General features: G+C 57.3%; 8 protein-coding genes and 1 tRNA gene. 5 read left to right on the top strand and 4 right to left on the bottom strand.

Going from position 1 to position 11,823, the window contains the following annotated elements:
* Positions 1–428: 428 nt before the first annotated feature.
* Positions 429–1,043, bottom strand: coding sequence for a TetR/AcrR family transcriptional regulator (locus AC2D8U_RS16710; protein ID WP_484620215.1), 615 nt, complete (start codon positions 1,041–1,043; stop codon positions 429–431).
* 191 nt (positions 1,044–1,234) lie between these two features.
* Between AC2D8U_RS16710 and AC2D8U_RS16705 the strand changes: the two genes are divergently transcribed.
* The 4 genes from AC2D8U_RS16705 to AC2D8U_RS16690 all read left to right on the top strand — a co-directional run bounded on the left by AC2D8U_RS16705 (position 1,235) and on the right by AC2D8U_RS16690 (position 6,028).
* Positions 1,235–3,025 carry a cytochrome P450 gene (locus AC2D8U_RS16705; protein WP_484620214.1) on the top strand — a complete coding sequence of 597 codons (1,791 nt, stop codon included), beginning with the start codon at positions 1,235–1,237 and terminating at the stop codon, positions 3,023–3,025.
* Positions 3,022–4,770: a rubredoxin gene (locus AC2D8U_RS16700; RefSeq protein WP_484620213.1), complete on the top strand. Its 1,749-nt coding sequence runs from the start codon at positions 3,022–3,024 to the stop codon at positions 4,768–4,770. Before AC2D8U_RS16705 ends, AC2D8U_RS16700 begins: the two co-directional genes overlap by 4 nt.
* Positions 4,771–5,043: 273 nt before the next feature.
* A tRNA-Cys gene (locus AC2D8U_RS16695) sits at positions 5,044–5,117 on the top strand.
* Between the two features lie 137 nt (positions 5,118–5,254).
* A complete protein-coding gene (locus AC2D8U_RS16690; RefSeq protein ID WP_484620212.1) occupies positions 5,255–6,028 on the top strand; it encodes a hypothetical protein in 774 nt (257 codons plus the stop codon).
* A 98-nt stretch (positions 6,029–6,126) separates the two neighbouring features.
* On the opposite strand, the gene AC2D8U_RS16685 is transcribed toward AC2D8U_RS16690, so the two are convergent.
* Genes AC2D8U_RS16685 through pheS form a run of 3 tightly spaced genes read right to left on the bottom strand, consistent with a single transcriptional unit; the run spans position 6,127 to position 9,821 of the window.
* Positions 6,127–6,429, bottom strand: coding sequence for an integration host factor subunit alpha (locus AC2D8U_RS16685; RefSeq protein ID WP_484620211.1), 303 nt, complete (start codon positions 6,427–6,429; stop codon positions 6,127–6,129).
* Positions 6,430–6,434: 5 nt separating this feature from the next.
* On the bottom strand, positions 6,435–8,822 hold the full coding sequence (pheT, locus tag AC2D8U_RS16680) for a phenylalanine--tRNA ligase subunit beta (RefSeq protein WP_484620210.1): 2,388 nt from the start codon (positions 8,820–8,822) through the stop codon (positions 6,435–6,437).
* A 15-nt stretch (positions 8,823–8,837) separates the two neighbouring features.
* Positions 8,838–9,821: a phenylalanine--tRNA ligase subunit alpha gene (pheS, locus tag AC2D8U_RS16675; protein WP_484620209.1), complete on the bottom strand. Its 984-nt coding sequence runs from the start codon at positions 9,819–9,821 to the stop codon at positions 8,838–8,840.
* 318 nt (positions 9,822–10,139) lie between these two features.
* Here pheS and AC2D8U_RS16670 point away from each other — a divergent pair, with 318 nt between their 5' ends.
* Complete coding sequence (locus AC2D8U_RS16670; protein WP_484620208.1) at positions 10,140–11,630, top strand: methyl-accepting chemotaxis protein; 1,491 nt, start codon at positions 10,140–10,142, stop codon at positions 11,628–11,630.
* Positions 11,631–11,823: the final 193 nt, after the last annotated feature.

Genomic DNA, 11,823 nt, shown 5'->3' with positions numbered 1-11,823 from the left:
CTAATTAAAATCCAGATAAGCCTGAAGAACATTATCCGGTTTCAACGACGGACAATTCGAAGGTACAGCCAGCTGAAAAAACGTCCCCTTTTGTGCTGGCAGCTCGTCACGAGCACGACACTCAGGAACCGCAAAAAGCCAAGAGGCCCATAGAGATTCAAGGCCCGAACCGGACGAGCGGGGCCGACGGGAGCTCCCCCCAGCCAGGTAACCATGAAGGGAGTTTAGGGAACAGGCTGGATCAACGGCAGTGAGCGCCAACCCGCCCCAAGCAGGCTTGATCCCCCGACAAGAGATGGCTCCCCCCAACGCATCGAGCGCCAGCGACAGCCGCTTGTCAGAGATATCGAACTGGCCGCTTTGATTGAACACACGCCCTTGGATCACTCAGCAGGAGCAGGGAAATCAACCCACTTGGCGGGGCTCCATCAAGGTGTCAGCCCCCGAATGTAGGGCAACAGACAACAGGCCAAAGGATCCCGATAGACGCTCTGCCCGACGCCGGGCAACAGGGACGCGAGCTTGGGGTACTCGGTCAAACTCCCTATGGGTTTATCAGAGAGGGCGGACTTTAACTGGGTATGACGATATTGAGAGGCGGCACCCAGCACACACTGGGTCACTCCGTAGAACACAGGCAAAGCGCGTTCGGGAGCAAACCCTGCACCCGTCAGTTTGACGACACAGGCCTCCATCACAGTTAACAAGCCGGGCAGCAGGCGGACCTGGCCAAACAGTTCGGCCCAGCCCGGCTGGGTGATCAGGGCTCGGTACATGTTGCGTCCAAGCGCCTCGAGATAGGCTTGCCAGGGCAGCGCGGGATCCGGGATCACCACGGACCCGGCGATAAAGCCATCCAGCAGGTGGGCCTGAAGCTCGGCTTTATTGGCAAAGTGCTTGTAGATGGCCATGGGGGTCACTGACAGCCGGGCCGCCAGTTTATGCATACTCACACCATTGACCGGCCCCTGTGCTGCCATCTCCAGGCCCGCTTCGATGATCCGTTGACGTGACAAACTCTCACGCCCTTCGGGCTTACTCATAGGGAGGTCCTTTCATTCTTGGCAAAATAACTTGGCATAACCTTTTGATATAAATAAAAAGATTAACTTTGGCAACAAATTAACCCCTTTGGGAGTTGTCATCATGCGCGTTTTTTCCTACGGTGGAATCACAGGTATACACCATATACCCAATACGGACAAATTACCGAGTTGAAATTGTGGAGTGCTAAATGGACTGGAAATTTCACGCTAAACGCCTGGGGATCTCTTATGCGTATCAAGGCATGCTTACGCTAATCGCCTGGAAAATGAGCCTGAAACCTCAGGACAGGTTGATTCTGATCTTCGCCTCAGCAGTCTTTCTCTGCGGCACAGCCTTCCTGATCTGGCCTGGCCCCATGGCGAGCATTTTTGGCTTTGAACGGCTCAACGACATTGCCCTGACCGATATTCGCGCCTATTACGGCACCATGCTGATGACGTTAGGCGTGGTCCTGGCGTACCTTGCCGGGCAGGAAGGCGGTCGCAAGCCAGCCTATCTGGTGATGATCTGCGTCGCCCTGGGCTCAACCCTGGGACGACTGATTGGGATCGCTGCTGGGACCCCCCTGTGGGGCATTCACGGACTGATGACCGCGGTTGAATTGCTGCTGACATTTCAGTGTATCTCGGCGCTGCGACGCAAACCCAAGCCGCCAAAGCCCGAGCCCCTGCCAACCCTGGATCCCAAAACACCCGAAGAGTTTCGCCCCCTGTCCCAGGGCAACTTTGCCGATCCCTACCCTTACTACCGTATGCTCAGAGATCACTACCCGGTCTACCGCCAGGCACAAACCGGCTACTTCCTGATCTCACGCTATGACGACATCGTCAGCGCCAGCCGGGATCAGGCCACCTTTTCCTCTCAACTCATGGCATGGTTGGCTGGCAGCCGCTCTGGCGGAAAGGCCAAACAGGTCGAAGCCTTGGGCGCAATAGGCGTGGTTCCCGTTGACGTGTTAGCCCTGCAGGATCCCCCCGTACACACCGCCCAGCGTCGCACAGCCATGCAGGGATTGAACGTCAATTTCGTCCGCTCACTGGAAGCGGAAGTGGCGGAACTCTGTAATGAATTGCTGTCCCCGGCACTGGCGCGAGGCAACATGGAGTTCGTGAACGAGTTCGCCTGGAAGCTTCCCATGACCCTGATCATAAGACTGCTCGGGTTTCCTGAGGAGGACTTTCCCAAGGTCAAGGAGTGGTCCATCGGAGGAAACCGCAGTATCAGTGGCACGGCGACGCCCGTTGAACTCGTCAACAGCGGGATCGGCAGTGCACAGTTTATGCGCTGGCTCTGGAAGCACTGGCGCCAGGCCCAGGCCCAGCCCCGCAATGACTTTACCGGCATGCTGGTCAAAGCCGCCGCCGATCCCCACTCAGATATGACAGAGCAAAATGCCATCTCTATCCTGGTCCAACTCTTGATCGCCGGCTCCGATTCGTCGGCCAGCACCATGGGCAATGCCATCAAGATCCTGGCGGAAAAACCCGAACTGCAGCAACGGCTGCGGGACGATCCCAGCCTGATCCCGCCCTTTATCGAGGAGGTCTTTCGAACCGAATCGGCCTTCCAGGGACATTTCCGTATCACCACCCGGGACGTTACCCTGCATGACACCCTGATCCCTAAGGGCTCTCAGGTGCTGTTGATGTGGGCATCGGGAAATCGGGACGAACGCTTTTGGGATAACCCCGATGAATTTCGCCTGCATCGAGCCAATGCCCAGGCTCATCTCACCTTTGGTCATGGGCCCCACGCCTGCATCGGCCGGGAAGTGGCCCGCATGGAGATCAAAGTCGTGCTCGAGCAATTGCTGGCCCGGACCGGTCGATTTGAGATAGTGGCTGACACCCAATACGACGCCAGCATTACATCACGAAGCCTGGTCCGCCTGCCCATCGCCTTTTCGCCCCCGGTGCCAACACAACAGGAAACGCCCGTGCCGTCAGCCCATGAACACGTTTTGGAGGCCGTCGTATGAATCGTTGGCAGTGCCAGCTTTGCGGCTGGATCTATGATGAAGCGCTTGGCGCGCCCGATGAAGGGATCGCACCAGGCACTCCCTGGGACGCGATCCCGGATACCTGGCGCTGTCCCGAGTGCGGTGCCAATAAATCCGACTTCATGATGGAGCAGATTGACCGGATCGACACAAGCGCTTCGGCGACGGATCACAACGCGACCCTCGCCCTTGTGGTGGGCAGTGAGACAGGTAATGGCCGTGCCCTGGCCGACAAGCTGATGAGTCTGTGTGGCGAGCTCGGTTTATCCTTTCAGTTCTTCACTCTGGACAAGCTGACCGTCCAGCATCTTCATTCACTCAAGCAACTCTTGTGCATCGTCAGCACCACCGGCGAGGGGGAGTATCCCCTCGTCGCCGCAGCAAATATCGAGAAGATCAAACAGACTCCGCCAGATCTGGCTCACCTTCATTACAGTGTGCTGGCACTGGGTGACAGCAACTACGCCCAGTTCTGCGCCGCCGGCCGCGATTGGGACGCCTGGATGGGTCAACAGGGAGCTACCCCCCTGCTCCCCAGGGTGGATGCCGATGTCGACTTCGAGCCGGTGGCAAACGATTGGATGCTTCACGCCCTATCGCAACTGACTCAAAAGAGCATGGAGCAACTGGCCGAAGAGCTGGGACAGACGTTGCATCAAACCTCCCGGCCCAAAGCCATCGAAGTCCCTCTGCTTAACCGCACGACCCTAACCGGCCCCAACGCACTAAAAGCAGCATGGCACTGTGAGCTGGGCTGGGATCATCAAGCCATGGAATGCCAGGCGGGCGATTGGGTGGAGATCTGGCCGCAAACCCCGGACGAACTGGTGCAGCAAGCTTTAGCACAAACCGGCTGGGATGGGAACCGATGGGTCAACTGGCAACAGCGCCGAGTCCGACTGTGCGAGGCCCTGAAATCGGCCGAGTTAAGACGGGCAAATACGCAATTGCAGGCCTGGGCCGAGCACCATGCAGGCCCCCAGCAACATCTCGATCCCATCAGCCTTCTTGCCGCCGCCCGCCTCCCCATCAAGAGCTGGCTGGGACGGTCACGGGGAAAACGTCTTCCCTGCCCAGATCACGTACTGGATCTGCTCACGCCCATCCAGCCCCGTACCTACTCGGTCGCCTCCAGCCCAACCTGCCACAAGGATCGTATCGCCCTGACTATTGCCGCCGCCGAGGCCGATCCCGGCGCTGGGGTTGCCTCAGGTTATCTGGGACAGCGTTTGGCCGAGGGGGAAACCTTACGTGTCCGTCACAAACCCCACCCTGGCTTTCGCCTGCCTGAGGATCCGAGCCTGCCGGTGATCCTGATAGGCTCCGGCAGTGGTATCGCACCCTATCGTGGCTTCCTTGAGCTCAGGGCCAAGCAGGCTGAGCAACAAGAGATTGGCCACACTTGGCTGCTGTATGGTTGCCGAGATCCGAACCTGGACTGGCTCTACCGTCAGGAGATCGAAGCCTGGCTGCAGGAGGGCACCCTCAGCCACTTGGATCTGGCTTGCTCTCGGACCCAGAAGTCAAAGATCTACGTGCAAGATCGTCTGGCCGAGCGCGTCGAACGCCTTGCCGATTTTCTGGATCGTGGCGCCCACCTCTACCTATGTGGCGATGCCAAAGGGATGGCGACCGGGGTGGAAGAGAACCTGCGACAAATGCTGGGCCAGGAGCAGCTGGCGCAACTGACGGCGCAACAGCGTTTCCACAAGGACGTTTACTGAGCCCTGATCTGCCCGAGGAGCATGATGCTCCTGCGGGCATGCTCTCAGGAAGCCGTCGTGGAACCAATTGAAAGCCGAACAGCGGCACCGACCGAGAGAGAAAGTGATGAAGCGGTCTCAGACTGGCTATCTGATGCTCACAAATCATCCTTATCGCTCTAACAAACATCAGTTTGTCCAACTATTGGCCGAACGAACCCTTGCCCTATTGCATGGTCCCGTGGATTCTGGTCTAATCAGCCTCGCTTTCGGGGGACGCCCCAATAAAGCAATGGCGCGTTGGCAGAGTGGCTATGCAGCGGATTGCAAATCCGTGGACCTCGGTTCGACTCCGGGACGCGCCTCCAGATATAACAACAAAGCCGCCCTTCGGGCGGCTTTGTTGTATCTGCGCTCTGACAGTCCTGCCTGTTGCCCCTTATTAAGCAAGACCCGAGATCTCTGCCAAGCTTACAGACGAAACTTCATGCCGTCTGGAGGCCCTATGCGATCCCGCCCAACGCCATGGATGCGTCTGCGTTCCAGCTTACTCTTGCTGTTGACACTGCTGGCGGTTGCTCCCGCCGACGCGGCTGATATCCTGGCCGATACTTGGTTTATCACCCCTAAACCCGGCCAGCAAATCGAGTTTGAACAGGCGCTAACCGCCCACTTGGCTTACCGCGTGAGCCAAGAGGAGCCACGCCGCTGGCAAGTCTATGTTCAGATCCTCGGTGATGAGATGGACACCTATGTGCTGCGCAGTTGCTGCTTTAGCTGGGCTGAACTGGATGGCTTTAAAGACTGGGCACGGGGCAGCGGAGCTGGCGACCATTGGCAACAGCATGTTAGCCCCCTGATTGCCAAGTTTCGCCATAACCTCAGCCTCATTGAACCCGGCGCCAGCCAGTGGCCCGAAGATCTTCAGGGTTACCGCTATTTCGGGGTCAGCCGCTACGGGGTCAAGGCCGGACACGGTGCGGCGCTGCGGGAAGACCTTGCCTCCTTGAGCACACATGCGAAAAAAATGGACTGGCCTTATCATTGGCTCTGGTCTTGGCCCATCGCCGGCCCACAAACCCTAGTGTTGATCGTCCCCTACCGGGACCTCGCCGCCATGGAAAGCCCCCAACCGACCTTCTTCCAGGCTCTGATCAACCAGCTCGAGTCGAAGAAACGCGCCCAGGACCTGCTGCAACGATGGGGGGAGCATTTCCACCATAGTGAATATCATCTCTTCCAACATCGTCCAGATCTCAGTGCCGCTGGCCGCCCATAAGCCACGCTAAGATACTGACCTTTAGGTGAGCCTTAATGCGTCATGAGGACAAAAAAAAACACCGCCCCAAGGGGCGGTGTTTTATTCAACATTTGGCGCTACTCTTGGCTCAAATGCTCAGACTCTTCAATCCGGGTCTTGAGTTTCTGACCCGGACGGAAGGTCACTACACGTCGTGCGGTAATTGGGATATCTTCGCCCGTCTTCGGATTCCTACCGGGACGCTCGTTCTTTTCCCTGAGCTCGAAGTTCCCAAAACCCGACAGTTTGACCTGCTCGCCACTTTCCAGAGCCAATCGAACCTCTTCGAAGAAGATCTCAACCGTTTCCTTAGCGTCCCGCTTATGCAGTCCGAGTGTTTCAACAAGTTTTTCTGCCATATCGGCTTTGGTCAGCGCCATAATGTTCAGTCCCTCAACTGTGCGTTGAATTCTGATTGCAGCGAAACCAGGATGCTATCCACCGCTTGCGCGATCTCTTTTTCTTCAAGAGTACGGTCCACATCCTGCAATGTCAGGGCGATTGCCAGGCTCTTATGCCCTTCCTCGACACCCTTTCCGCAGTATACATCGAACAAGTTTACGGCAACCAACTGATTTCCGCCAACTTTTCTTATCATTTTTTCAACATCTCCGGCACCAACCTCCTCTTTAACCACCAAGGCAATATCACGGCGGTTAGCAGGGAACTTAGAAACCGGCTGAGCCTTGGGCAAACGACGCTCATCGATGGCCGCCTGTTCGATCTCAAACACGACGGTACGACCGTTCAGACCCAGTTTCTTTTCATGCTGCGGGTGGATAGCACCGATCAAGCCGACAACGCTATCCCCTTTGAGGATCTCGGCACATTGACCCGGGTGCAGAGCCGGATGGGACGCCGCGCGGAAGCTAAAGTCATGTGGCGTATTGGTCAAGGCCAGTACGGCTTCCAGATCCCCTTTGAGATCGAAGAAGTCCACGGTATTCGCCGCCATATCCCAGTGCTCATCACTCTGAGTACCGGCAATCACCGCAGCCAGCATTGGCTCCTGACGCAGACCATTTTCGGCCGCCGCATCCGGCAGGAAGCGCAGGCCGGTTTCAAACAAGCGAATGCGCCCTTGCTGACGCGCTTGGTTGTAGGCCACTGCCCCCAGCAGACCGGTCCACAAAGAGAGGCGCATGGCGGACATCTCGGAAGAGATGGGGTTTGGCAGTACCTTGGGTTCAACCCCAGGGTGCAAGCGGGCCTGCACCTTAGGATCGACAAAGCTGTAAGTGATCGCTTCCTGGAAACCGCGATCGACCAGCAGACTGCGCACCCGTTTTACCGGCAGTTTCGCTTCGCCATGATCCGTCATCTCCAACTTGGCCACAGGGGCCAGGTTCGGGATGTTGTTGTAGCCGTAGATGCGGGCCACTTCCTCGATCAGATCCTGTTCGATGGCCATATCGAAGCGCCAGCTAGGGGCCTTAGCTTGCCAGCCTCCTGCCACCTCGGTCACCTCACAGCCCAGGCGTACCAGGATATTAGCTACGGTGGCATCGTCGATGTGGTGGCCCAACAGGTTGTCCAGCTTCTCACGACGCAGGGTGATGGTCGCAGCCTTTGGCAGATGCTCGTCGGACTTCACTTCCACCACGGGACCGGCTTCGCCGCCGCAGATCTCCAGCAGCAGTGCCGTTGCACGCGCCATCACCTTGGCTTGCAGCTGGCTGTCGACGCCACGCTCGAAGCGGTGAGACGCATCGGTGTGCAGACCGTAGGAACGCGCCTTGCCGATGATGGACAGCGGATTGAAGAAGGCACACTCAAACAGGATATCGGTGGTTTCAGTGGTTACGCCGCTGCGCTCACCACCAAAGATCCCGGCCAATGCCAGTGGACCCTGATCATTGGCGATCAGCAGGGTGTCTTCACGCGGTTCGATCTCGTTACCGTCCAGCAGCGTCAGCTTGTCGCCGGCTTGCGCCAGACGCACCTGCAGGTTGCCGTTCAATTTCGTCAGATCAAAGGCGTGCATCGGCTGACCGTATTCGAGCAGCACGAAATTGGTAATATCAACCACAGGATCAATAGAGCGAATGCCACCACGACGCAGCTTTTCCTGCATCCACAGCGGGGTGTCCGCCTTCACGTTGATCCCTTTGATCACGCGGCCCAGGAAACGTGGACAGTGCTCTGGCGCGTCAACGCGAATGTCCAAAGTGTCTTCGATGGTCGCAGCCACTTCGGCCACAACCGGCTCGGTCACGTCACAGCTGTTCAGGACACCCACTTCACGAGCAACGCCGTTCAGACCCAGGCAATCGGCCCGGTTTGGCGTCAGATCGATCTCGATCTGTTTGTCGTCCAGCTGCAGGTATTCGCGGATATCGGTGCCAATGGGCGCATCCGCAGGCAACTCCAGAATGCCATCGGACTCGACGTCAATGCCCAGCTCGGAGAAGGAGCAGAGCATGCCGTGGGAAGGAACACCGCGCAGCTTGGCTTTCTTGATTTTGAAACCACCGGGCAACTCAGCGCCTACGGTGGCGCAGGCCACCTTCAGGCCCAGGCGACAGTTTTTGGCGCCACAGACGATGTCCAGCAGCTCGTCTGCACCAACATTGACCTTGGTGACCTGCAGCTTGTCGGCATCCGGATGTTGGCCACACTCGACCACTTCACCCACGACAACGCCGGAGAACTCGGCGGCAACCGGTTCAACGCCGTCCACTTCCAGGCCAGCCATGGAGATCTGCTCGGACAGTTCCTCGGTGCTGATCGCGGGGTTAACCCACTCGCGCAGCCAGGATTCACTGAATTTCATTTTGCTTCTTTCCTCTTACTGGAACTGCTTCAAGAAGCGCAAATCGTTCTCGAAGAACGCGCGCAGATCGTTGACGCCGTAGCGCAACATGGTCAGGCGCTCAACGCCCATGCCGAAGGCAAAACCGGTGTACTTCTCCGGATCGATGCCCACGGACTCCAGCACCTTTGGGTGCACCATGCCACAGCCCAGTACTTCCAGCCATTTGTCGCCCTTACGGCGCACATCCACTTCGGCGGAAGGCTCGGTAAAGGGGAAGTAGGAAGGACGGAAACGTACCTCAAGATCTTCCTCGAAGAAGTTGCGCAGGAAGTCGTACAGAACCCCTTTGAGTTCGGTAAAAGAGACTTTTTCGGCAACCAGCAGACCTTCCACCTGATGGAACATCGGGGTGTGGGTCTGATCGTAATCGTTACGATAAACACGACCCGGGCAGATGATGCGGATCGGCGGTTGCTGTTTCTCCATGGTACGGATCTGCACACCACTGGTGTGAGTCCGCAGCATCAGGTCCGGGTTGAAGAAGAAGGTATCATGATCAGTACGGGCCGGATGGTGCGCGGGAATGTTGAGCGCATCAAAATTATGGAAACCGTCTTCGATCTCGGGACCACTGGCAACGGAAAAGCCCAGATCGGCAAAGAACGCTTCGATGCGTTCAATGGTGCGGCTCACCGGGTGCATGCCCCCTGTGGCCAGCTTGCGGCCTGGCAGAGTCACATCGATCGACTCGGCGGCCAACTTGGCGTTCAACGCCTCGGTTTGCAAGGACTCAATACGGGTATTCAGGGCTTGCTGAACCTGCTGTTTGCCGGCATTGATCTTCTGGCCGGCGGCGGGACGTTCCTCCGCGGACAACTTACCTAAGGATTTCATCAGGGCGGTGATCTCGCCCTTCTTGCCCAGGTAATTGACCCGGATCTCATCCAGTGCTTTCAGGTCGCTGGTGGCTTCGATGGCCGCCAGCGCCTGAGCAACGATATCTGCTAATTGCTGCATCTGTTTTTTCTCGGTACCGATCCGACTAAGGGTAACTAAGGTGACAAAGGGTACAAATTCTACTGCATTGTGACCGGCATAAAAACCCTGTTCTGTCCTACAGTTGTCCTCAAGCCTGCACACAAGCCCGGCATCTGATGAATTATCAACCGGCAAGTTGATAATTACTGCGCTTGGGCTCTGCCTTCGGCGGTCGCACCGCCCAAATTTTGTGAATGACGTCAAATTGTTCGCTCTGCCAACGCAAATTGACTCAAGTTCACAAGCTCAAGGTCGACAGCCAGGCTATCCCTTTCCATCACCGACACTGATGATCCCATGACCGAAGTCCAACCCAGCATCTGGGATAAGCTCTTTATTAAACTCTCCATCCAGGAAAAGCTGCAGCTGATCTCCCTGGGGCCCCTGATGATGCTTCTCTTATTTAGCGCCCTGTTTTTCACCGGCAATGTCAAAGAAGAACAAGAAGCTGCCCGCCAGGAAGCGCTCAGCAGCGCCCGTCAGTTGGCCCGAGCCGTAGAGCTCCTCAGCCCTAATCTCTCTCCGGAACAAGGACAATTGATCGAGCATCAATTGGTCGGTGTCAGTCTCCAGCCTCTTCAGGATCAGGCACTGGTACAGATCGCCGATACCCACCGAGTGCTAGAGCGCGACGGGCAGCTGTATGCCAGCGCCCGCGTCGGCGATACTCTGATGGTGGTGACACACCGTCCCAACATCAGCCTGGCAGAGGTATTGGCGGACCATGGTGGACTCGTAAGCGCCATCGTGCTGACGCTGATCATTACCCTGTTCCTGGCCTATAAAATCTGTGGTTTCATTACCGGGACCATGGCCTATATGCAGTCGGTCATGGCTCAAGCATCCGCCAATGACCTGACGGTGCGCATGGATTTTCTTCCGGGGCGAGATGACTTTCGAGCTCTGGCCAAGCAGATCGACGAGCTGATCGACACGCGTCAGAGGGTAGTGACTCAGTTGCGCCATGTGTCGACGGAGATGGACCAGGCAGCCATACAGCTGGAGCAAGAAGCCAGCAACAGCGGTAAGCTGTCGGTCAGCCAGCGCCAGCACCTGGACAGACTGGCTTCGGCCATGGAGGAGATGACCGCCACTGTCAGAGAGGTCGCCAGCCACGCCGAACAAACCTCCAATGAAACTCAACAAGCCAGAGGGGAGGCCGAGCAGGGTCACAGCCACATTCAGGAAACCATTGGCCACATTGAGCAGCTGGTGTCCGACGTCCACAATGCCTCCAGCGCTGTTACCCAGGTCAATGCCAACGCCGAGCGGATCGATGCGGTGATCACCACCATCAATGCCATCTCAGAGCAGACAAACCTGCTTGCACTCAATGCCGCCATCGAGGCGGCCCGGGCGGGCGAACAGGGTCGAGGCTTCGCCGTGGTGGCCGACGAGGTCCGTCAGCTGGCCGGGCGTACCCAAGCGGCCACCGTTGAGATCCAACAAATGATCGAGGAACTGCAGTGCGGTACCCAAGCGTTAGAGAATGTTATGGCAAGCACTGTCGCCCTGGCCGAGTCTGGCCGTGACAACGTCAGTCGCACCGGCAACGACCTTATGCAGATCGTCGTCCACACGGATAAGGTTTTTGCCATGAGTAGCCAGATCGCTACCGCCGCCGAACAACAAAGCCAGGTGGCCAATGAGATCGCCGGGGATCTGATGCAGATCCGCGATCAGTCTCATGATTTGGAGGAGGCAGCACGCCACTCCGTGCAGGCGACCGGCACTGTTAGCAGCACCGCCAAGGTGCTGTCCGCGCAGCTTCATGGACTCAAGGTGTGATCAACGATTTATTACCGCTTGCCGATGAACTCGAGCCTGTTCCTGGAGTCCAGATTGTTATGCCAATCACCCCATGAATTTTGCCTTAATCACCTCTCCTTGGCCGCCTTGAGGCGGTCGTTTTTGGAATTCAGCCCCCTGGCCGACGCGCAGTTTTTCATCGAAGCGGGGAACTTTTATCCGGTCGTGAGTT

It is taken from the genome of Ferrimonas sp. YIN67 (assembly GCF_057219095.1).
The sequence above is the reverse complement of the archived record's forward strand: the minus strand, read 5'-3'. Positions and strand labels throughout refer to the sequence as shown.